Annotated in this window: 18 protein-coding genes; 4 read left to right on the forward strand and 14 right to left on the reverse strand. The window is 66.9% G+C overall.

What is annotated here, in order from left to right; all coding sequences use genetic code 11:
* Nucleotides 1–52: 52 nt before the first annotated feature.
* The 3 genes from BLV60_RS12110 to BLV60_RS12120 are packed head-to-tail and all read right to left on the reverse strand — an operon-like array spanning nt 53 to nt 5,868.
* The gene (locus BLV60_RS12110; protein ID WP_093054681.1) at nt 53–3,133 is read right to left on the reverse strand and encodes an efflux RND transporter permease subunit; all 3,081 of its coding nucleotides are present in this window, start codon (nt 3,131–3,133) and stop codon (nt 53–55) included.
* 10 nt (nt 3,134–3,143) lie between these two features.
* Complete coding sequence (locus BLV60_RS12115; RefSeq protein ID WP_176928780.1) at nt 3,144–4,313, reverse strand: efflux RND transporter periplasmic adaptor subunit; 1,170 nt, start codon at nt 4,311–4,313, stop codon at nt 3,144–3,146.
* A gap of 52 nt (nt 4,314–4,365) precedes the next feature.
* A complete protein-coding gene (locus BLV60_RS12120; RefSeq protein ID WP_093054942.1) occupies nt 4,366–5,868 on the reverse strand; it encodes an efflux transporter outer membrane subunit in 1,503 nt (500 codons plus the stop codon).
* A gap of 369 nt (nt 5,869–6,237) precedes the next feature.
* On the opposite strand from BLV60_RS12120, the gene BLV60_RS12125 reads away from it, so the two are divergent.
* Nucleotides 6,238–6,798, forward strand: a complete 561-nt coding sequence (locus tag BLV60_RS12125; RefSeq protein ID WP_093054685.1) for a fasciclin domain-containing protein — start codon at nt 6,238–6,240, stop codon at nt 6,796–6,798.
* Between the two features lie 291 nt (nt 6,799–7,089).
* Here BLV60_RS12125 and BLV60_RS12130 read toward each other — a convergent pair whose 3' ends face one another.
* Entirely contained in the window at nt 7,090–7,806 is a 717-nt protein-coding gene (locus BLV60_RS12130; protein ID WP_093054687.1) for a helix-turn-helix domain-containing protein, read from the reverse strand.
* Nucleotides 7,807–7,876: 70 nt separating this feature from the next.
* Between BLV60_RS12130 and BLV60_RS12135 the strand changes: the two genes are divergently transcribed.
* Complete coding sequence (locus BLV60_RS12135) at nt 7,877–8,110, forward strand: helix-turn-helix domain-containing protein (RefSeq protein WP_093054689.1); 234 nt, start codon at nt 7,877–7,879, stop codon at nt 8,108–8,110.
* Between the two features lie 7 nt (nt 8,111–8,117).
* The gene (locus BLV60_RS12140) at nt 8,118–8,354 is read left to right on the forward strand and encodes a hypothetical protein (RefSeq protein ID WP_143042582.1); all 237 of its coding nucleotides are present in this window, start codon (nt 8,118–8,120) and stop codon (nt 8,352–8,354) included.
* On the opposite strand, the gene BLV60_RS12145 is transcribed toward BLV60_RS12140, so the two are convergent.
* From BLV60_RS12145 to BLV60_RS12190, 10 genes are all read right to left on the reverse strand, one after another.
* Nucleotides 8,305–8,808 (reverse strand): hypothetical protein, encoded by a 504-nt coding sequence (locus tag BLV60_RS12145; protein ID WP_093054693.1) that lies wholly within the window; start codon nt 8,806–8,808, stop codon nt 8,305–8,307. The genes BLV60_RS12140 and BLV60_RS12145 overlap by 50 nt on opposite strands.
* Before the next feature lie 31 nt (nt 8,809–8,839).
* The gene (locus tag BLV60_RS12150; RefSeq protein WP_093054695.1) at nt 8,840–10,834 is read right to left on the reverse strand and encodes an ABC-F family ATP-binding cassette domain-containing protein; all 1,995 of its coding nucleotides are present in this window, start codon (nt 10,832–10,834) and stop codon (nt 8,840–8,842) included.
* 168 nt (nt 10,835–11,002) lie between these two features.
* Nucleotides 11,003–11,884 (reverse strand): 50S ribosomal protein L3 N(5)-glutamine methyltransferase, encoded by an 882-nt coding sequence (gene prmB / locus BLV60_RS12155; RefSeq protein WP_093054697.1) that lies wholly within the window; start codon nt 11,882–11,884, stop codon nt 11,003–11,005.
* Nucleotides 11,881–13,059 carry a succinyl-diaminopimelate desuccinylase gene (gene dapE / locus BLV60_RS12160; protein ID WP_093054699.1) on the reverse strand — a complete coding sequence of 393 codons (1,179 nt, stop codon included), beginning with the start codon at nt 13,057–13,059 and terminating at the stop codon, nt 11,881–11,883. Before dapE ends, prmB begins: the two co-directional genes overlap by 4 nt.
* A gap of 16 nt (nt 13,060–13,075) precedes the next feature.
* Nucleotides 13,076–14,224: a PilT/PilU family type 4a pilus ATPase gene (locus tag BLV60_RS12165; RefSeq protein WP_093054701.1), complete on the reverse strand. Its 1,149-nt coding sequence runs from the start codon at nt 14,222–14,224 to the stop codon at nt 13,076–13,078.
* Between the two features lie 66 nt (nt 14,225–14,290).
* Nucleotides 14,291–15,115, reverse strand: a complete 825-nt coding sequence (dapD, locus tag BLV60_RS12170; protein ID WP_093054703.1) for a 2,3,4,5-tetrahydropyridine-2,6-dicarboxylate N-succinyltransferase — start codon at nt 15,113–15,115, stop codon at nt 14,291–14,293.
* 40 nt (nt 15,116–15,155) lie between these two features.
* The gene (dapC, locus tag BLV60_RS12175) at nt 15,156–16,367 is read right to left on the reverse strand and encodes a succinyldiaminopimelate transaminase (protein ID WP_093054705.1); all 1,212 of its coding nucleotides are present in this window, start codon (nt 16,365–16,367) and stop codon (nt 15,156–15,158) included.
* 74 nt (nt 16,368–16,441) lie between these two features.
* Nucleotides 16,442–17,080: a LysE family translocator gene (locus tag BLV60_RS12180; protein ID WP_093054707.1), complete on the reverse strand. Its 639-nt coding sequence runs from the start codon at nt 17,078–17,080 to the stop codon at nt 16,442–16,444.
* Between the two features lie 35 nt (nt 17,081–17,115).
* Complete coding sequence (argA, locus tag BLV60_RS12185) at nt 17,116–18,462, reverse strand: amino-acid N-acetyltransferase (RefSeq protein ID WP_093054709.1); 1,347 nt, start codon at nt 18,460–18,462, stop codon at nt 17,116–17,118.
* Nucleotides 18,463–18,502: 40 nt separating this feature from the next.
* Nucleotides 18,503–20,485: an AAA family ATPase gene (locus tag BLV60_RS12190; RefSeq protein ID WP_093054710.1), complete on the reverse strand. Its 1,983-nt coding sequence runs from the start codon at nt 20,483–20,485 to the stop codon at nt 18,503–18,505.
* Between BLV60_RS12190 and BLV60_RS34370 the strand changes: the two genes are divergently transcribed.
* Nucleotides 20,484–20,660: a hypothetical protein gene (locus tag BLV60_RS34370; RefSeq protein WP_176928781.1), complete on the forward strand. Its 177-nt coding sequence runs from the start codon at nt 20,484–20,486 to the stop codon at nt 20,658–20,660. The genes BLV60_RS12190 and BLV60_RS34370 overlap by 2 nt on opposite strands.
* Nucleotides 20,661–20,692 lie beyond the last annotated feature (32 nt).

Raw genomic sequence — 20,692 nt, forward strand, 5'->3', positions numbered from 1 at the left:
GCCCGCTGCTTTCACGGCAGCGGGCTCGACCAGTGCGACCTGGCCCGAAGGCTCAGGCCTCCGGCGCCACCGCCCCCGGCAACGCCGGTTGTTCCGGCGGGTTCTCCGCGCTTTCTTCCTTCTGATGCCGCGCCGCGATGAACAGGTACATCGCAGGCACGACAAACAAGGTGAACAGCGTGCCGATCGACAGCCCGCTGAAGATCACGATGCCCATCGCCTTGCGCCCGGCCGCGCCGGCGCCCGAGGCAATGACCAGCGGCAGCACGCCGAATACCATCGCCGCGGTGGTCATCAGAATCGGGCGCAGCCGTGTGCCGGCCGCTTCGACGATGGCGTCGAGCTTGCTCAGCCCCTGCTTCTGCAGCCGGTTTGCCACTTCGACGATCAGGATGCCGTGCTTGCTGATCAGCCCCATCAGCGTGACCAGCCCCACCTGCGTGTAGATGTTCATCGAGGCAAAGCCCCAGAAGATGAAGATCATTGCGCCGAAGAGGGCCAGCGGCACCGACACCAGGATCACCACCGGGTCGCGGAAGCTCTCGAACTGCGCCGCCAGCGCCAGGAACACGATGATCAGCGCGAACAGGAAGGTGATGGCGAAGTTGCCCGACTCCTGCACGAACTGGCGCGACTGGCCCGAGTAGTCGACGGTGTAGCCGCTGGGCGCCAGCTGCTGCACCACGCCGCGCAGGTACTCCAGCGTTTCGCCCTGCGTGCCGCTGGGCACGCCCTGGATGGTCACGGAGTTGAGCTGCTGGAAGTGGTTCACCGTCTCGGGCTGCACGGTGTACTTCAGGCTAGCGACCGTGCTTGCCGGCACCACGCCGTTCGGGGTCTTGATGTAGAAGTTGAGCACGTCAGACGGGTTGAGCCGGTCGACCTGCTGCACCTGCGGGATCACCTTGTACGAGCGGCCCGAGATCGAGAAGTAGTTGACATACCCGCCGCCCAGCGCCGCGCCCATCGCGTTGCCCACGTCCTGCTGCGTGATGCCCAGCGTGGCGATCTTGTCGCGGTCGACCACCACGGTGGCCTGCGGCAGGTCGATCTTCAGGTCGGCATCGATGTAGTAGAACTTTCCGTCCGCGCGCGCCTTGTCCATGATCTGCTGCGCGAGCGTGTTCAGGTTCTCGAAGGGCTCGGTTGTCTTGATGACGAACTGCACCGGCAGGCCCGAGGCACCCGGCAGCGCCGGGAACTGGAAGGCCACGACCTTCGCGCCCGCAATGCCGTTCCAGCGGTTCTGTAGATCGGCCTGGATCTCGTGCGCGCTGCGCGTGCGCTGGTCCCAAGGCTTGAGCAGCACGCCGGCAATGCCCGCGTTGGTGCTCGGCACGCCGGTCAGCTGGAACAGCTGCGCGTATTCGGGCGTGTCGTGCGCAACCTTGAAGATCTGGTCCGCATAGGTCTGCATCTGGTTGATGGTGGCCGTGGGGGCGCCCACCACCTGCGACAGCACGATGCCCTGGTCTTCCTCGGGCGCAAGCTCCGACTTCGACATCTTGAACATCACGAACAGCAGCGCCACGAGGATGGCGCCCATCACGATCATCACCGGCCAGGTCTTCAGTACGCCGCGCAATATCAGCTGGTAGCGGCGGTGCACGCGTTCGAAGGTGTGCTCGATGAAAGTCGCGAACTTGCCGGTGTCCTGCTCGGGCTTGAAGAAGCGCGAGCACATCATCGGCGACAGCGTGAGCGCAACCACGCCCGACACCACCACCGAGCCCGCGAGCGTGAACGCGAATTCGGTGAACAGCGATCCGGTCAGCCCGCCCTGGAAACCGATGGGCACGTACACCGCAACCAGCACCACCGTCATGGCAAGAATGGGCCCGCCCAGTTCACGTGCCGCGAGCAGCGAAGCCTGCATCGGCGACTTGCCCTCCCGCATGTGCCGGTCGACGTTCTCCACCACGATGATCGCGTCGTCCACCACCAGCCCGATCGCCAGCACCAGCGCCAGCAGCGTGAGCAGGTTGATGGAGTAGCCAAGCACCAGCATCACGAAGAAAGTGCCGATCAGCGACAGCGGCATGGCAATCACCGGCACCACCACCGCGCGGAAGCTGCCCAGGAAGAGATAGATCACCACCGTCACGATGATCAGCGCCTCGACCAGCGTCTTGATCACTTCGCTGATGGAGGTGTTGATGAAGTCAGTCGAGTCGTAGACGATCTTTCCGGTCAGGCCCGTGGGCAACTGGGCCTGCAGGTCGGGGAACACGGTGCGAACCTGCTTGGCCACTTCGAGGATGTTGGCCTCGGGCGCGACCTTGATGCCGATGAACACCGAGCGCACGCCGTTGAAGGCCACGTTGAAGTCGTAGTTCTCAGAGCCGAGCGTGACATTGGCCACGTCCTGCAGCCGCACGATGGCACCGTTGCTGCTCTTCACAGAGAGCTGCTTGAACTCGTCCACGCTGTGCAGCGAAGTGCCGGCCGTGAGCGGCACGCTCACCATCTGGCCCTTGCTGGTGCCCACGGCCGCCAGGTAGTTGTTGGCGGCGAGCGCGGTGCTCACGTCGGTGGCGGTCACGCCGTAGGCGGCCATCTTCTGCGCGTCGAGCCAGGCCCGCAGCGCGAAGGTGCGCGCACCGAGGATTTCGGCAGTCTGCACGCCCGCAATGGCGTTGAGCTTGGGCTGCACCACGCGCACCAGGAAGTCGGTCACGTTGTTGTTGGGCAGCGTGTCGCTGTAGAAGCCGATGTACATGGCATCGGTGGTCTGGCCCGTGGCCACCGTGAGCACCGGCTGCTGCGCCTGCGGCGGCAGCTGGTTGCGCACGGAGTTCACCTGTGTGTTGATCTCGGTCAGCGCGCGGTTCGAGTCGTAGTTCAGCCGCAGCGTGGCGGTGATGGTCGACACGCCCAGGCTGCTCGACGACGACAGGTAGTCGATGCCCTGCGCCTGCGACACGGCGGCTTCGAGCGGCTGAGTGATGAAGCCCGCGACCGTGGCCGCATCGGCGCCGTAGTAGGCGGTGCTGATGGTGACCACGCCGTTCTCGGTCTTCGGATACTGGTTGACCGGCAGGCCGGCCAGTGCGCGCAGCCCCAGCACCACGATCAGCAGGCTCACCACCATCGCCAGCACGGGCCGGCGGATGAAGATGTCGGTGAAGTTCATGCGGGCTGCCTCACTTTTCCTGCGGCGTCGGCGCCGCGTCGTTGGTGGGCTGCACGCTGTTGTCCACCGTCACGGGCGAGCCGTTCTTCAGCTTGTTCTGCCCGCTGCTCACCACCACCTGGCCGGCTTTCAGCCCCTTGACGATGGAGATCTGGTCGCCGCGCGTCGGGCCGGTCTCGATGAAGACCTGCTCGGCGATGAGCTGCGGCTTGCCCGACGGGTTGGCCGCGGGGGCTGGCGTACCTGCAGCACCGGCAGCACCAGCAGAACCAGCCTTTGGCGGCTCGGCTTCCTTCACCACGTACACCGTGGAGCCGTACGGGTTGTAGGTGACGGCGGTGGAGGGCAGCGTCAGCTGCTCCTGCACGCCGCCGATGTCGATCTTCACGTTCGCGAACATGCCGGGCAGCAGCAGCAGCTTGGGGTTCGATACCGTGGCCTCGACCTGCACGTTGCGCGTGGCGGAGTCCACCTTCGGGCTGATCGCGTTGATCTTGCCGGTGAAGCTCTGGCCCGGGAAGGTGTCGACAGTCAGGTTCACCACCTGGCCCACCGCGAGGCCCGCGAGCTGCTGCTGCGGCAGCGAGAAGTCGGCGTATATCGGGTCCAGCGTCTGCAGCGTCACGAGCTTGTCGCCCGCGTTAACGTACTGGCCCGGGTTCAGCGCGGTGATGCCGAGGCGACCCGAGAAGGGCGCGCGGATCGACTTCTTCGCCACCACGGCCGCCTGTTGCTCGACCTGTGCGCGCTTGGCTTTCAGGTCGTTGGTGTCGGCGTCGATCTGCGCCTGGCTCACGGCCTGCACAGCCAGCTGCGCCTGGTCGCGCTTGAGCACGGTGGCGGCCTGCGCGGCGGCGGCTTCGGCCGAATGCAGCAGGGCGATGTCGGAGTCGGCGTTGAGCTCGACCAGCAGCGCGCCGGCCTTCACGTCCTGGCCCGACTTGAAGTGCACCGTGCGCACCAGGCCCGCCACTTCGGTGCTGAGGTCGGCGCCGCGCACCGGGTTCAGCGTGCCGACCGCGGTGAACTGCGTCTGCCACTGCAGCTTCTGCACCTGGGCCGTCGACACCGTCTGCGGCGCCGGCTTGGGCACGGCCGCGATCAGCGCGCGGATCTGCAGGAACTTGCCGAGCGCGAGCGCGGCGACCAGCAGCAGCACGCAGCCGATCATGATGATCATTCTCCGGGTCATAGGTAGGCTTTTCTTCGTGTTATTTGATGGAGGTGTTCGGTCAGTTCTGTGCGGCGGGCTGTGCCGCAGGTTGCTGCCCCGGTGCGATCACCGCATCGGCCAGCGCGCCACGGTTCCACCAGCCGCCGCCGAGCGCCTGGAAGAGGGCGGCGGTGTCGGCATAGCGCGCGGCCTGCGCCTGCACCAGCGCCGTGTGCGTCTGCAGCCAGGCCTGCTGCGCGGTCAGCAGCGTGACGTAGCTCACCGCGCCGGCACGGAACTGCGCGGTCGACAGGTCGAGCGACTGCCTTGCAAGGGATTCGGCCGTGGCCTGGGTTTGCAGGGCGTTGGCGTCGAGTTCCAGTGCGCGCAAGGCATCGGCCACGTTCTGGAAGGCGCCGAGCACTGTGTTGCGGTACTGCGCCGCCGCCGAGTCGTAGGCCGCGACTGCCGCGCGCTGCTGCGCGCGCAGGGCGCCGCCGTTGAAGATCGGCTGCGTGAGCCCGGCGCCGATGCTCCACAGGGTGGTCGGGCCGGTGAACAGGTCGCGCGCCCGCAAGGCGCTGTTGCCGTAGCTGGCGCTCAGCTGGATCTGCGGATAGAGGTTGGCTGTGGCCACGCCGACTGCCGCGCTGGCCTGGTGCAGCTGCGCCTCGCTGGCACGCACGTCGGGGCGCTGGCGCGCGAGTTCGGAGGGCAGTGAAAGCGGCAACGCCTGCGGCAGCGAGAGGCTTGCCAGGTCGAACTCGGGCAGGCCCGCTTCGGACGGCAGCCGGCCCGCGAATACCGCGAGCTGGTGGCGCGTCTGCGCGAGCGATTTCTCGATGGGCGGCACCGTGGCTTCGGTCTGTGCGACCTGCGTGCGCTGCTGCAGCACGATCGACTTCGCGATCGCGCCGGTGTCGAACTGCTTTTCGATCACGTTCAGCTGCTCGCGCTGCGCCTGCAGCACCTCGCGCACAGCCTGCAGCTGCGCGCGCAGCGAGGCTTCGCGGATGGCGGTGGTGACAAGGTTCGAGGTCAGCGTGAGGTAGACCGCCTCGACCTGGTAGCGCTGCGCTTCCACCGCGGCCCGTTCGCCTTCGATCTGCCGGCGCGAGCCGCCGAACACGTCGAGGTTGTAGCTGACGTTGACCGAGGCGTTGTACAGCGTGAGCAACTGGCCGCCCGGCACCTGCGTGCTGACTTCGGATGCGCGCTCGCGCTGCACGCCGAGCTGTCCCGTGACCTGCGGCCACAGCAGGTTGCCCGACTTGGCGTCGTACGTCGCTTCGGCCTGGCGCAATGCGGCCTGCGCAGAAGCCAGCGTGGGGCTTTGCGCGAGCGAGGCGCGGATCAGCCGGTCGAGCGGCTCCGAGTGAAACACGTCCCACCACTGCGCGGGAATGTCACGGCCCGGCAGCAATTCCTGGGCCTGGCCGGCCGGCACGTTGGCCTGTGCGGTGCGCGCGGGCATAGGCGCGGGCGTGTAGTCGGCGCCGCTGGCGGCGGCCGGCAGGTCGGGCGTCTTGAAGTCGGGGCCGACCGCACAGGCGCTCAACAGCAGCAGGACGGCACCGAGCACGGCACCCTGGGCAGGCCGCCCCATTCGTCGGCGCGCGGAAGCCGCGCGCGGAGAACTGGGGGGACCCTCCAACGCATTGTTTTCTTGATTTGGCATGGGGCAGCGGTTGTACACCCGGACCGTCCGGGATACCTGACTTTCCTGAAATGTCGTCGTCTGCGCTCCACGCCGCAAGAGCGATGCGACGAAATTTGCACTGCGTGGTGCGAAATGCATGGGCACGGCGCGAACCGCGGCTACCGGAATGCAGTCCTTTGCTTTCCTTTTTCTTTTCGCCGTTGCCGAATCTGTTCCGCGCGGGCTCCCGTATTGAAGACAGCCGCTGCCATTTCGCGGTGGTCGGTCATTCATTCAACCAGGAGCATCTTCATGCAGCGCAAACTTCATCGCCTCGCCGCCGTCTCTCTCGCCATCGCACTGTCTGCCGGCGCGGTCTCGGCCCTCGCGGCTTCGGTCATGGTGGGCGGCGCGCCGATGTTGCCGACCAAGGACATCATCGACAACGCAGTCAACTCCAAGGACCACACGACGCTGGTTGCCGCAGTCAAGGCTGCTGGCCTGGTCGACACGCTCAAGGGCCCCGGTCCGTTCACCGTGTTCGCGCCCACCAACGCCGCCTTCGCCGCACTGCCGGCCGGCACCGTCGATACCCTGCTCAAGCCCGAAAGCAAAGACGCCCTGACCGGCGTGCTGACCTACCACGTGGTGGCCGGCAAGCTGGACGCAGCCGCGCTGAAGAAAGAGATCAAGGCCGGCAAGGGCTCGGCCGAACTCAAGACCGTGGCCGGCGGCACGCTCGTAGCCAAGGAAAAGAGCGGCAAGATCACCCTCACCGACGAGAAAGGCGGCACCGCCACGGTGACGATTCCCAACGTCTACCAGTCGAACGGCGTGATCCACGTGGTCAACAAAGTGCTGCTCCCCAAATAAGCAAGGCGCCCCCGCCCCCTTCCAGAAACACCGAGGAACCGGCTCCGCCGGGCCTCAGGTGTTGCCCCCGGGAGGGGGAAGGAGAAGCGACACGAAGTGCGCGCAGCCTGGGGGCGAGCAAAAAAAAGCCCGCACTAGGCGGGCTTGAAGGTGACCTGCTGGAGGAGGGAGGATCAGAGGATGCAGGCCACAGGGAGAGACATGAATATCGCCTGTGAACCTGCACGCAACCTGACCTCGCTGGAATCTTGTTCCAGGCTCATTTCTCGCTAATTTTTGGACCGTCTGCGCTCAGTCTTCGTCTTCCCATTTGCCGACGACGGTGCCCAGCACGGTGAAGGCCTCGCGCACTGGCTCGTGCTTCGGATTCAGCGGCAGCAGCCAGCGTCGGCCGTCGTCTTCCTTGTAGACCTTGAACGTGACTTCGCCGCTGTCCTCGAGCTTCGCGATGATGCGTTCGCCGTCCTCGGGCTTCCTCAGCGACGTATCGACGAACACGATCGACTCTGCGGGATAGCTCTTCAGGTGGCCGCTGGACGCCGTCATGCTGTCGCCGCGCACGCGCAGGGCGTAGCTCTGGAGGCTGTGGTGGGCGATGCAGGGAATCCAGCGCTCGGCACGCGGCTGTTGCGAGACTTCGTGGCTGTCCCAGTTGGCGGCATCCGCCCAGGAAATGAGCGGCACGGTGCCGGGCGTGCGGGGCGAGAACGACGGAATCAACGGCGCTATGTGCGTCACCCGGTAGGGGCCCGGCGGCTCGTTGGCCTTGTCGCGGGCCTGGCGGATCTGGTCTTCGTCCCAAGGCGCGGGGCCGTCGCCGGTGTCGAGCCAGTGCGGGTCGGCGCGGTAGGCGCGTGCCAGCGCGAGCACGCTCATCGACCGGCTGACGTCCCCCCGCTCGATCTTGGAAATGCTGGACTGTTTGACGCCGGAAGCCGCTTCGGCCTGCTTCTGCGTCATCTTGGCGAATTTGCGCGCAGCCAATGCGCGTGTGGCAATGCTCTCCATCGGTTGGGGATTTAAGCCCAAACGAATATTCTTCCCAAACTCTAGAATATTAAAAAAAGGGAGTAATGCCATGAAGCCACGCGAGTTGGTGCTGGCGCTGAGGGCCATGGGGCTCACGCAGAAGCAGATCGAACAGAGAACCGGAATTCCGCAGCCAACGGTCAGCAAGATCGGCCTGGGGAGGGTGGGCGACGTCATGTCGCGCCACTACCTCGCGCTGCTGGCGGCCTACGAGCAGCGGATGAAAGAAGAAGCGCTCAAGCCCGCGCCGCAGGGCTTTCGCCAGCCATCGATCAATGAATGAATAGGCCGTGCGCCGCAGACGATTGCCGTCGGGCCTGTGGCTCGACCGCGCGCTGTGCGTGCTGCTGGCGCTGCTGTCCCTGGCGGGGCTGGTCGTCGGGCTGATCGCGGCGCACCCGGCCATCGCTGGCGGCGGCTGCTTCGGGCTGGTCTGCGCGGCGTGGGCGGCGCAGGTGCTGTTCGACCGCGAGGCGCTCAGGCGCTCGCGTGCGGTTCGGGCGGCGCGAGAGCGAGGGTGGAGCTGACGCGCACGCAGTCCTTGATGTGCTGCTCGCCGAGCGCCCGCAGCGCCGCATAGCCGAGCGCGGCCGACACGATCTGCCCGGCAATGGGCACGTACTTGGTCGCCTGCTTGGCGGTGAGGCGCACGCCCGCGTGCTTTGCAAGCCGGATCAGCAGGTCGCGCGTGACGAGCCGCCCGACCAGCAGGGCGCCGACCGTGGTCGCGGCCTTCTGGATGCGCTCGCGTTGGTGCGGCGCGAGCTTTTCGACCTGGGTGACCGAGAGGCCGAATTCCGCGCTGATCTGCGGCACCAGCCGCGAGAGCAGCGCGGCGTCGGCCATCCAGTCGATGCCGGGCAGGGGAACGGCGCTGGCCGCGGCCGCCATCAGCGCCTTGCGGGTGATGAGGCGGCGGCTGCGGTGCACGGCGGCGATGAGTTTTTCGTCACCCCGGGCCAGTTCGATTGCAGACGGCATCCAGCGGCTCCCTTGTTGTCGGCTTCCAGGCTCAGGCCGCGAGCGCTTCCAGCTGGTCCGACAGGGCCAGCCAGCGCTCTTCGAGGCGGCCGATTTCATCGTTGAGCGCCTTCAGCCGCTTGCCGGCTTCGGCGATCTCGGCGGAAGGCAGCGGTTGCGCCAGGCGCGCCTCGAGCGCGGTGCGCTCGGTGCCGGCTGCAGCCAGGCGTTCGTCGATCTGGGCGATCTCGCGCTTGATCGGCTTGGCCTGGTCGCTGCGCTGCTGACGCTCCTGGGCGTCCTGCTTACGCTGCTGCGGGGCGGCGGGCGCGGCCACCGGCGGTGCAGCAGCGGCCGCAGCCGCCGCGCTGACGGCCTCGCGCACGGCCACCTTGGCCTCTTCGCGCAGGCGCTTGGCTTCGTCGAGCAGGTAGCGCTGGTAGTCGTCCAGGTCGCCGTCGAAGTCGCCGACCACGCCGCGGCCGACCAACCAGAACTCGTCGCACACCGAGCGCAGCAGCGCACGGTCGTGGCTCACCAGCATCAGCGTGCCCTCGAACTCGTTGAGCGCCACGGCCAGGGCTTCGCGGGTCGCCAGGTCCAGGTGGTTGGTGGGCTCGTCGAGCAGCAGCAGGTTGGGGCGCTGCCACACCATCATTGCCAGCACGAGGCGGGCTTTTTCGCCGCCGCTCATGGTGCCCACGGCTTGCTTGACCATGTCGCCGCTGAAGTTGAAGCTGCCGAGGAAGCCGCGCAGCGCCTGCTCGCCGGTGGCTTCCTTCACGCTGCTGCCGAGTTCGCGCGCCATGCGCACCATGTGTTCGAGCGGGGTGTCTTGCGGGCGCAGCACGTCGAGTTCCTGTTGCGCGAAGTAGCCGATGTTCAAGCCCTTGCCCTCGGTCACCTGGCCGGCCAGCGCGCCCATTTCGCGCGCGATGGTCTTCACCAGCGTCGACTTGCCCTGGCCGTTGGCGCCCAGGATGCCGATGCGCTGCCCCGCCAGCACCGAACGGCTGACGCCGCGCAGGATGGTTTTCGGCTCTTCGTTCTCGATCTCGTAGCCGAAGCTCGCGTTGCTGATCGACAGCATCGGGTTGGGAATGTTGCCCGGCTCCTTGAACTCGAAGGTGAAGTCTGCCTCGGCCAGCAGCGGCGCCACGCGCTCCATGCGTTCCAGCGCCTTGACCCGGCTTTGCGCCTGCTTGGCCTTGCTGGCCTTGGCCTTGAAGCGGTCGATGAACTTCTGCAGGTGGGCGATCTTGTCCTGCTGCTTGCTGAATGCAACCTGCTGCTGCTCCATCTGCAGCGCGCGCATGTCCTCGAACTTGCTGTAGTTGCCGCCGTAGCGCGTGAGCTGGGCGTTGGCGATGTGCAGGGTGACGTCGGTCACGGCATCGAGAAACTCGCGGTCGTGGCTGATGACGATCATGGTGCCCGGGTACTTCTGCAGCCAGGCTTCGAGCCAGACGAGCGCGTCCAGGTCCAGGTGGTTGGTGGGTTCGTCGAGCAGAAGCAGGTCGCTCGGGCACATCAGCGCGCGGGCCAGCTGCAGTCGCATGCGCCAGCCGCCGGAGAAGCTGTTGACGGGCTCGTCGAGCTCGTGCGACTTGAAGCCCAGCCCCAGGATGAGCGCCTGTGCGCGCGGCACGGCGTCGTGCTCGCCGGCGTCGGCCAGGTCGGTGTAGGCGTGGGCCAGCTCCATGCCGATGTCGGCGTCGTCGGGGTTCTCGGTGTAGGCGGCCTCGATGGCGGCCAGCGACTCGCGCAGCTCGGTCAGGCGGGTGTCGCCGCCCACCACGAAGTCGGTTGCCGACTCTTCGGTTTCGGGCATGTTCTGCGCCACCTGGGCCATGCGCCAGTGCTTGGGCACCGAGAAATCGCCGCCGTCTTCGTGCAGCGTGCCGTTGAGCAGGGCGAACAGGGTCGACTTGCCGGCGCCGTTGCGCCCCACCAGGCCGACCTTTTCGCCGGGGTTGAGGGTGACGGTGGCGCCGTCGAGCAGAACCTTGGCGCTGCGGCGAAGAATGACGTTTTTGAGAGTGATCATGAAAGAGGAACCGTAGGGGCGATTATCCCGCCCGTCCTTTGCGGCCCGGCGAAAGGGGGCAAAAGCGCAGGGGAAAGGCGCGGCAGGCGCGGGGAATGGCCCGGTGAATGGGGTTTCGCGGCCAATGGCTGCGAGAAAGCGGCTGAAGGGGGCTTGCGGCGGGCGCCGCTAACGCACGCCGGCGCCGGCCACCAGGGCGTCACGCGTGACAAGCAAGACCTGGTCCTCGCCCGCCGAGGTTTCGAGCCAGACGACTTCGAGCTGCGGGAAGGCGGCTTCGAAATAGTCGCGCTCGTTGCCGATTTCCAGCACCAGCACGGCCTGTTCGCTCATGCGCGAGGGCGCGTCGGCGAACAGCTGGCGCACGAAATCCATTCCGTCGGCACCGCCGGCCAGCGCAAGCTCAGGCTCGGCGCGGTATTCGGCGGGCAGGGCGGCCATGCTGGCGCTGTTCACGTAGGGCGGGTTGCACAGCACGAGGTCGTACGGGCCGGGCAGGTTCTTCAGCCCGTCCGATTCGATCAGCGTGACGCGGGCGTCCAGCTGGTGGCGGGTGACGTTGATTGCGGCCACTTCAAGTGCCTCGACCGACAGGTCGGCTGCGTCCACCGTCACGTCCGGGTAAGTCAGCGCCGCGAGCACCGCGAGGCTGCCGTTGCCGGTGCACAGGTCGAGCACGCGCTGCGTGTGTTCGCCCAGCCAGTAGTCGATGCTGCCGTCGGCGATCAGTTCGGCGATGAAGCTGCGCGGCACGATGGCGCGCTCGTCCACATAGAAGGGCACGCCCTGCAGCCACGCTTCCTTGGTGAGGTAGGCGGCAGGCTTGCGCGTGGTGATGCGCTCGTCGATGAGTGCGGCGACCTTGCCGGCGTCCGCGGGCGACACGGGCCTGTCGGCCACGCTGTCGATGTCGTCCAGCGGCAGCTTCAGGCGCCACAGCACGAGCCATGCGGCTTCGTCGAAGGCGTTGGCGGTGCCATGGCCGAAGGCCACGCCGGCCTCTTCAAGTCGCTTGGCGCCCGACTCGATCAGTTCGATGACGGTGCTCATGCCGCAAGCGCAGCGTCGAGCTGCTTCAGCGTGCGCACGTAGATGTTCTTCAGCGTCTCGATCTCGGCCACGTCGATGTGCTCGTCGATCTTGTGGATGCTGGCGTTCACCGGGCCCAGCTCGACCACCTGCTTGCAGATCTTGGCGATGAAGCGAGCGTCGCTGGTGCCGCCGCTGGTCGACAGCTCGGTCTCGATGCCGGTCTCGTCGCGGATGGCGCCCTGCACGGCCGTGACCAGTTCGCCCGGCGTGGTCAGGAAGGGCAGGCCGCCGATGGTCCAGGCCAGCGTGTAGTCGATCTTGTGCGCGTCGAGCACGGCGTGCACGCGCTGCTGCAGCGACTCGGGCGTGGATTCGGTCGAGAAGCGGAAGTTGAAATCGATCACCGCGCTGCCCGGAATCACATTGCTCGCGCCCGTGCCCGAATGGAAATTGCTGATCTGCCAGCTGGTCGGCTGGAAATAGGGGTTGCTTGCGGTGTCCCAGCCGTCGGCGGCGTTGATGGCCACCAGTTCGGCCAGCGCGGGCGCCACCGAATGGACCGGGTTCTTCGCCAGGTGCGGATAGGCGATGTGCCCTTGTACGCCCTTGACCGTGAGCTTGCCGCTCATGGTGCCGCGACGGCCGTTCTTGATCATGTCGCCGCAGCGCTCCACGGCAGTGGGTTCGCCGACGATGCAGTAGTCGATGACCTCGCCTCGGGCGGCCAGCGCATTGCAGACGATGACGGTGCCGTCGACGCCGGGGCCTTCTTCATCGCTGGTGAGCAGCAGCGCCAGCGTGAGCTTCGGCTCGGGCGCGGCCTGCAGGAATTCCTCGATGGAGGTCACGAAGGCCGCCACCGAGGTCTTCATGTCGCAGGCGCCACGGCCGTAGAGCTTGCCGTCGCGGTGCGTGGGCGTGAAGGGGTGGCTGGTCCATTGCTCGACGGGGCCGGTGGGCACAACGTCGGTGTGGCCGGCGAACACGAGCGTCTTGGTCGCGACCGCGTTCGCGGGGCGGCGCACCGCCCACAGGTTGGTCACGCGGAAGTCGGCCGGGCCGCTTTCGATGGTTTCCAGCGTGAAGCCCAGTTGCGCCAGCCGCTCGCCGAGGATCTGTTGGCAGCCCGCATCGTCGGGGGTGACGGAGGGGCGCGAGATGAGTTGTTCGGCGAGCTGGAGCGTACGGGACATCGGGAAAAGGCTTGGTTCAGAACTTCACGTCGAGCGTGATGTCGGTGAAGGTGGGTTCGTCGACCTGGTCGGTCAGATTGCGGTCGTCGACCTGTGGCTTGGGCGCGGCGCGGTTCTGCAGGCGCCACATCAGGTTGGTGGGCGAGTCGGCTTGCGACAGGCCTTCTTCGCGTGTGACGCGCTCTTCGGTGATGAGGCGGGCGATGTCTTCCTCGAAGGTCTGCGAGCCTTCGGCCATCGACTTTTCCATCGCTTCTTTCACGGCGGAGAAGTCGCCCTTTTCGATCAGCTCGGCCACCAGCGCGGTGTTGAGCATGACCTCCAGCGCCGGCACGCGGCCGCCGGCCGGCGTACGCAGCAGGCGCTGCGAGACGATGGCGCGCAGCGCGCCGCCCAGGTCGCCCAGCAGCGTGGGCCGCACCTCGACCGGGAAGAAGCTCAGGATACGGTTCAGCGCGCGGTAGCTGTTGTTGGCGTGCAGCGTGGCCACGCACAGGTGGCCGGACTGCGCGTAGGCGATGGCGGCGGTCATGGTGTCGCGGTCGCGGATTTCGCCGATCTGGATCACGTCGGGCGCCTGGCGCAGCGCGTTCTTCAGCGCCGTCTGCAGCGAGGTGGTGTCGCTGCCCACGTCGCGCTGGTTCACCACCGACTTCTTGTTGGTGTAGGTGAACTCGATCGGCTCCTCGACCGTGAGGATGTGGCCGCTGGCGTGCTCGTTGCGGTAGTCGAGCATCGAGGCCAGCGTGGTGGTCTTGCCCGCGCCGGTAGCGCCGACCATCAGGATCAGCCCGCGCTTTTCCATGATCAGCGTCTTCAGGATGTCGGGCAGGTTCAGATCGGCAAAGCTCGGGATGTCGGCGGCAATGTGCCGCACCACCACCGCGTAGGTGCCGCGCTGGCGCATGGCGCTCACGCGGTAGTTGCCGGCGCCTTCGAGGGCGACGGCCATGTTGAGTTCGCCCGTGCTTTCCAGCTCCTGGATGCGGGCGGCGGGCACCACTTCGGACAGCAGCGCGAGCGGTGCGGTCGCAGGCAGCACCTGCGCGTTGATGGGCACGCAGATGCCGTTGATTCGGATCAGCACCGGGGAGTGGGCCGAGAGGTAGATGTCGGAGGCCTTGCGCTCGGCCATCAAACGAAGAATTCGCTCCATCATGTTCATCGGTCTCTCTCCTCGGGTGCTGTTGTTTTCTCTAAGGGGAAAAGGGTTCGGCCTTGAAGGAGCCGATCAGTCGCGCAGCAGGTCGTTCAGCGAAGTGGTGGAACGCGTCTTGGCGTCGACCTTCTTCACGATGATGGCTGCGTACATGCTGTAGCGGCCGTTGTCCTTGGGCAGGCTGCCGGCCACGACGACCGAGCCGGCGGGCACGCGGCCGAAATGGGTTTCGCCGGTGGCGCGGTCGTAAATGGGGGTGCTCTGGCCGATGAACACGCCCATCGACAGCACCGAGTTTTCTTCGACCACCACGCCTTCGACCACTTCCGAGCGGGCGCCGATGAAGCAGTTGTCTTCGATGATGGTAGGGCCGGCCTGCAGCGGCTCGAGCACGCCGCCGATGCCGACGCCGCCCGACAGGTGCACGTTGGCACCAATTTGTGCGCACGAACCCACGGTGGCCCAGGTGTCGACCATGGTGCCTTCGCCCACGTAGGCGCCGATGTTCACGTACGAGGGCATCAGGATCGCGCCCTTGGCGATGAAGCTGCCGCGGCGGGCCACGGCCGGCGGCACGATGCGCACGCCCGATTCCTTCAGCTCACCGGCCGACAGGTGCGAGAACTTGGTGGGCACCTTGTCGTAGAAGCCGAGCGAGCCGGCCTGCATCTGCTCGTTGTCCTTCAGGCGGAACGACAGCAGCACGGCCTTCTTGATCCACTGGTGCACGGTCCACTGGCCGACGGCTTCGCGGGTTGCCACGCGCAGCTTGCCGTTGTTGAGCTCGGTGATGACGTGCTCGACGGCGTCGCGCACTTCGGCCGACGAGGCGGTGGGCGAGATGTTGGCGCGGTCGTCCCACGCGGCGTCGATGATTTGTTGCAGTTGCTGGGTCATTGAGAAGGTCTCGGGTGAAAAATCGGGGCAGGAAAGCGGGTCAGCGGCGGGCGTCCTTGCAGAAGCGGACGATGCGCTCGGCGGCCTCCACGCATTCGGCTGTTTCGGCCACCAGCGCCATGCGGATGCGGCCGCGGCCCGGGTTGGCGCTGTGCGCGGTCTCGCGCGCGAGATAGCTCCCCGGCAGAACCGTCACATTGTATTGAGCGTAGAGCGCGCGGGCGAAGGCTTCGTCGTCGCCAGCCCACACTTCGGGCACGCCGGCCCAGAGGTAGAAACTGGCGTCGGGCAGCCGCACGTCGAGCACGGGTTCGAGCAGCGGCGTGACGGCCGCGAACTTGGCGCGGTACTGGGCGCGGTTGTCGACCACATGCGACTCGTCGCCCCAGGCCGCGATGCTGGCCGCGGCCACGGTGCCGCTCATGGCGCTGCCGTGGTAGGTGCGATAGAGCAGAAACTTTTTGATGATGGCCGCGTCGCCCGCCACGAAGCCGCTACGCAGGCCGGGCACGTTGCTGCGCTTGGACAGCGAGGTCAGCGCAATCAGGTTGCGGAAGTCGGGCCGGCCGAGCTTCACCGAGGCTTCGAGGCCGCTGAGCGGGGGCTCGTCGCGGAAGTAGATCTCGCTGTAGCACTCGTCGGCGGCGATCACGAAGCCGTGGCGGTCAGACAGGGCGAAGAGCTTCTTCCACTCGTCCAGCGACATCACCGCGCCCGTCGGGTTGCCCGGCGAGCAGACGAACACCAGCTGCGTGCGGGCCCAGACGTCCTCGGGCACGCTGTCCCAGTCGACTGCGAAATTGCGCGCGGGCACGCTGGCTGCGTAGTACGGCTCGGCGCCCGAGAGCAGGGCCGCGCCCTCGTAGATTTGATAGAACGGGTTGGGCGACATCACCACCGGCTGCGGCGAAACGGTGGGGTCGACCACCGTCTGCGCCAGCGAGAACAGGGCTTCGCGCGAACCATTGACGGGCAGTACCTGGGTGGCTGGGTCGAGGGCAAGGCTGTAGCGGGTCTTCAGCCAGTCGGTGAAGGCGGTGCGCAGCGCCAGGTCGCCGGCGGTGGCGGGGTAGGCGGCCAGCGCGCCGAGGCTGGCGCTCAGGGCGTCCTTGATGAAGCCCGGCGTGGCGTGCTTGGGTTCGCCGATGCCCAGGCTGATGGCCGGGAACTCGGGGTTGGGCGTGACGCCCGCGAACAGTTGCTTCAGCCGTTCGAAGGGATAGGGTTGCAACCGGGAAAGCAGGGGATTCATGCCCGGGATTATCGGTGACAGGTGTTACCGCTCCTGCCGAAGCGGCTACTGACAGCCATGACGGCTGGCAGGCGTCAGGTCGCGCTGCGCCGGTAGAAGGCCAGCGAGCCGGCCAGCGCCAGCAGCATGCCGCCGCAGGCGCGATCGATCCAGCGCGTGGCCGACACCGTCAGCAGCCGGATCGCGCGGGCGCCGACGAAGGCATAGGCCAGCATCACAGCCATGTCCAGGCCCGCGAAGATCAGGGCAATGACGATGTATTGCGGCGCCTGCGCGGCTGAGGGATCGATGAACTGCGGCAGCAGGGCCGAGCAGAAGATGTAGCCCTTGGGGTTGGTCACCGCCACCAGGAAAGACTTGAAGAAGATGCGCCGGCTTTCGCCCGCCATGACCGAAGGCGCGGCATCGGCGGCCGGCAGGTGAAAACCGCCCTTGGAGCGCAGCATGCGCAGCCCGAGCCAGGCCAGGTACACCGCACCGACCCACTTCAGCATCGAGAACCAGAACTCCGACGCCGCCAGCAGCGCGCCCAGGCCGAGCGCCACGGCGCCGACCAGCACGAAGTCGGACAGCACCGCGCCGAGCATGCCCGGCAGGGCCCGGCGCACGCCGTGGCGCGAACCGTTGCTGAGCGCCAGCAGCACCGTGGGGCCGGGCGTGGCGATGGCCGCGAAGGCCACGATGGCGAAGAGAAGGGCGGTGGCGAGCGTCATCGGGGCAGTCTCCTTCGTGGGTTTTCAGCGGGCGGTCAGATCTTCTTGACCAGCACCTGGCTCTTGCGATCCCAGTTGTACTTGCGCTTGCGCGCTTCGGGCAGCCAGTCGGGGTTGACCTGCTGGAAGCCGCGCTTGAGGAACCAGTGCATGGTGCGCGTGGTGAGCACGAAGATGCTGTCCAGGCCCATGGCCTTGGCGCGGTGCTCGATGCGCTTGAGGATGCGCTCGCCGTCGCCCTGCGACTGCGATTGGGGCGACACCGTAAGCGCGGCCATCTCGGCGGTGCGCGCCTCGGGGTACGGATAGAGCGCCGCGCAGCCGAAGATCACGCCGTCGTGCTCGATCACCGTGTAGTGGCCCACGTCGCGCTCGATCTCGTTGCGGTCGCGCTTGACCAGCGTGCCATCGCGCTCGAAGGGCTCGATCAGCTGCAGGATGCCTCCGATGTCGTCCACCGTGGCTTCGCGCAGGCTTTCGAGCTTCTCGTCGATCACCATGGTGCCGACGCCGTCGTGCACGTATACCTCCAGCAGCAGCGAGCCGTCGAGCGCAAAGGGCAGGATGTGGTTGCGCTCCACGCCGCCCTTGCAGGCCTTCACGCAGTGCTGCAGGTAGAAGCCCGTGTCGGTCGGCTTCTGGGCCGGCGGCAGCGAGGCCAGCAGCTTTTCGGCGGCGTCCAGCGGCAGCTCGGTGTCGATCGGGTTGTCTTCGCTCTCGGGCAGCTCGCTGTCGATGCGGATGCCCGGGATCTCGGTCAGGAAGATCAGCTTGTCGGCCTGGATGGAGATGGCGACGCTGGTGGCCACCTCTTCCATCGTCAGGTTGAAGGCCTCGCCGGTGGGCGAGAAGCCGAAGGGCGACATCAGCACCATCGCGCCGAAGTCCAGCGTACGGCGGATGCCGGCCGCGTCCACCTTGCGCACCAGGCCCGAATGCTTGAAGTCCACCCCGTCGACCACGCCGACAGGGCGCGCAGTGATGAAGTTGCCCGAGATCACCCGAACCGTCGAGCCCGCCATCGGGGTGTTGGGCAGGCCCTGGCTGAAGGCAGCCTCGATTTCGTAGCGTAACTGGCCGGCGGCTTCCTGCGCGGAGTCGAGCGCCACCTCGTCGGTGATGCGGATGCCGTGCGAATAGCGCGCCTCGTGGCCCTTGGCCGCGAGCTGTTCGTTGACCTGCGGCCGGAAGCCGTGCACCAGCACGATCTTCACGCCCATGCTCTGGATCAGTGCCAGGTCTTGCGCAATGTTCTGCAGCTTGCCCGCCGCGATCGCCTCACCCGCCAGGCCGACCACGAAAGTCTTACCGCGGTGCGTGTGGATGTAGGGCGCGACCGAGCGGAACCAGGGCACGAAGGTGAAATTGAAGACGGTGGACATGGGGCGTGATTGTGCATTCATGAGGCGTCATTTGCCTGACTCAGGCGATCGCGCGCAGCACGCGGGCTGCGCTGGCGGGAATGGCCGCTCCTGCGCCCGTGGGTGGCGTCGGCGGTGGCAGGCCGGCGTTGCGGGCGCGGAAGGTCGCCAGCAGCGCCGCGTAGGCATCCGTGGCCGCGCCGGCCGCCGGGTCCGGCAGCTCGAGCATCGCGGCCAGTTCGGCCGGCGCGATGGAGCCCTCACGCAGCAGTGCGTCGACCACCGCCATCAGCGCAGGCGTATGCGCGTCGAGCAGCGCCAGTGCGCGTGCGTGCTCCTGCGCCAGCAGGGCCTCGATCTCGGGGTTGGTCACCTCGATGTCGGTGTTGACGTTGTCGCCCGGGTCGTTCGCGACGTCGGTGCGGCTCAGGCGCGTGCCGAAGGCGAAGTGGCGCACGTACTGCGCGGCATAGGCGGTCGCCTGCATGAAGTCTTGCGTGGCGCCCGAGGTGCAGGCCTGCTCGCCGAACACCAGCTGCTCGGCGGCTCGGCCCGCGAGGCTCACGCAGATGCGGTCGCGCAGGTTCTCCTTCGACCAGGCCTTGCGCTGCTCGTAGCTGTTGTAGCCGCCCTCGAACGAGGCCACGTTGATCTTGATCTCCTGCGGTGCGCGGGCGAACAGCAGGCCGTAGGCCACGCCGTGGCCTGCCTCGTGCACGGCGAGCAGGGCGCGGAAGTCCTCGCTCGAGCGCTGCTTGAGGCGGTTCAGCTCCAGCGCGACCGGAAACTGGCGGCGCGCCTTGCGGTACTTGGCCGTGATGCAGGATGCGCCCGCGTCCAGCGTGAGCCAAACCGGCTCGCTGCCGTCGGCGCGTTGCTCCAGCGCCCACAGCGCGGCATTGACCAGCGTCGCGCTCAGGATCGCGTGGATCGACGAGAACAGCGGGCGCGTGCCCTGCGCCGGGAAGACGGCGTTGGCGTAGATCTGCTCGTACACGCTAGCGTCGAGCACGAAGCGCACGCCGGAGCTTTCCTGGATCTCGGCCACGTAGCGGTCGCAGATCGACAGGATCAGGCGCACGTAGGTCGCGCGGTTGAACGAGGGGTAGATCACGTGGTTGTTGCCCAGTCGGGCGATCTGCTCAGGGCGGAAGCGCTCGGCCAGCGCCTTCTTCACGTCGATGACGGAGAGTTTCTTCGTCAGCGCGTGGAAGATGTCGGCGTCGGTGTCGCAGTCTTCGACGCGCTGGGCCGTCTCGGCGTACATCTCGTCGAGGTTGCCCGAGACGAACACCAGCAGCTTGCTGTAGTCGGTCTCCCAGCTCTGCTGCGTGTCGCGGAAGGCGCGCAGGCGCGCGTGCACCTCGGCGGGCTTCCACGCCATGATCTGCAGCAGGGTCTCGGAGAGCTTCAGGCAGCGCTTGACTTCGCGCGCTTCCCAGGGCGACAGGTGCAGCTTGCGCTTCTTGTCGAACTTCTTCTTGTCGGTGCCGTCGCGGTCCTGCACGAACTCGGCATGCGCGAGTGACGACTCGATCTCTCCGAGCATCGAGAGCGCGGGCGGCAGGCGGCCGTCGGACAGCAGCGCCCACACGTCCTGGTAGCGCTCGACCTTGGCGTCGTTGCCGTTGCCGTCGACCGTGCGGAAGCGCTGGAACTCGTCGAGCACCAGGATGCCGGGCGTGCCTTCGGCGATGCCCGATTCGGCCAGCATGGCCGAGATGGAGCCGCGGCTGTGGTAGCCCGAGCCATGGCTGAAGCCGTCCATCTGCACTTCGATGAAGCGGTCGTAGAAGCCCAGGTGCTGCGCGAGCTTGCGCACCAGCTGCGTCTTGCCGGTGCCGGTGAGGCCCCAGAGGCAGACGATGACGGGGCGGCTGATGATCTGCGGCAGCACATACCAGGCACGCAGCGAATCGATCACGCGGTCGATGATGTCGTCGATGCCGAAGAGCTCGGTCTTCAGGGCTTCGGCGACGGTCTGCAGGTGGCGCGTGCGCTCTGCGAGCTCGGCGTGCAGACGGGAATGGATGTCTTTGGACATGGTGTTTTTCTTTTTTGATTCTTTTGAATCGAGCTGGTACGACAAAGGCGGCCGCTCCTTCGAAATGAAGGAGTCGGCAGGCAAGACGCTGTGGGGGTCGGTTGCGGCGCTTCAGTGTCCGAAGCGCGCCGACATGAGCGAGGGCGCGGGCTTCAGGCCGGGCGAGGCAACTTGACCCTCCCATGCGCGGCGGGCGCATGGCTTGCG

It is taken from the genome of Variovorax sp. YR634, assembly GCF_900106655.1.
GTDB lineage: Bacteria > Pseudomonadota > Gammaproteobacteria > Burkholderiales > Burkholderiaceae_C > Variovorax.

Excerpts from the sequence above, each read along its gene's own strand:
- argA (WP_093054709.1), bottom strand. The coding sequence starts at position 18,462 with ATGTCCACCGTCTTCAATTTCACCTTCGTGCCCTGGTTCCGCTCGGTC.
- dapC (WP_093054705.1), bottom strand. The coding sequence starts at position 16,367 with ATGAATCCCCTGCTTTCCCGGTTGCAACCCTATCCCTTCGAACGGCTG.
- BLV60_RS12115 (WP_176928780.1), bottom strand. The coding sequence starts at position 4,313 with ATGATCATCATGATCGGCTGCGTGCTGCTGCTGGTCGCCGCGCTCGCG.
- prmB (WP_093054697.1), bottom strand. The coding sequence starts at position 11,884 with ATGAGCACCGTCATCGAACTGATCGAGTCGGGCGCCAAGCGACTTGAA.
- BLV60_RS34370 (WP_176928781.1), top strand. The coding sequence starts at position 20,484 with ATGGTGTTTTTCTTTTTTGATTCTTTTGAATCGAGCTGGTACGACAAA.
- BLV60_RS12180 (WP_093054707.1), bottom strand. The coding sequence starts at position 17,080 with ATGACGCTCGCCACCGCCCTTCTCTTCGCCATCGTGGCCTTCGCGGCC.
- BLV60_RS12135 (WP_093054689.1), top strand. The coding sequence starts at position 7,877 with ATGAAGCCACGCGAGTTGGTGCTGGCGCTGAGGGCCATGGGGCTCACG.
- BLV60_RS12145 (WP_093054693.1), bottom strand. The coding sequence starts at position 8,808 with ATGCCGTCTGCAATCGAACTGGCCCGGGGTGACGAAAAACTCATCGCC.
- BLV60_RS12125 (WP_093054685.1), top strand. The coding sequence starts at position 6,238 with ATGCAGCGCAAACTTCATCGCCTCGCCGCCGTCTCTCTCGCCATCGCA.
- BLV60_RS12130 (WP_093054687.1), bottom strand. The coding sequence starts at position 7,806 with ATGGAGAGCATTGCCACACGCGCATTGGCTGCGCGCAAATTCGCCAAG.
- dapD (WP_093054703.1), bottom strand. The coding sequence starts at position 15,115 with ATGACCCAGCAACTGCAACAAATCATCGACGCCGCGTGGGACGACCGC.
- BLV60_RS12110 (WP_093054681.1), bottom strand. The coding sequence starts at position 3,133 with ATGAACTTCACCGACATCTTCATCCGCCGGCCCGTGCTGGCGATGGTG.
- dapE (WP_093054699.1), bottom strand. The coding sequence starts at position 13,059 with ATGTCCCGTACGCTCCAGCTCGCCGAACAACTCATCTCGCGCCCCTCC.
- BLV60_RS12190 (WP_093054710.1), bottom strand. The coding sequence starts at position 20,485 with ATGTCCAAAGACATCCATTCCCGTCTGCACGCCGAGCTCGCAGAGCGC.
- BLV60_RS12165 (WP_093054701.1), bottom strand. The coding sequence starts at position 14,224 with ATGAACATGATGGAGCGAATTCTTCGTTTGATGGCCGAGCGCAAGGCC.
- BLV60_RS12150 (WP_093054695.1), bottom strand. The coding sequence starts at position 10,834 with ATGATCACTCTCAAAAACGTCATTCTTCGCCGCAGCGCCAAGGTTCTG.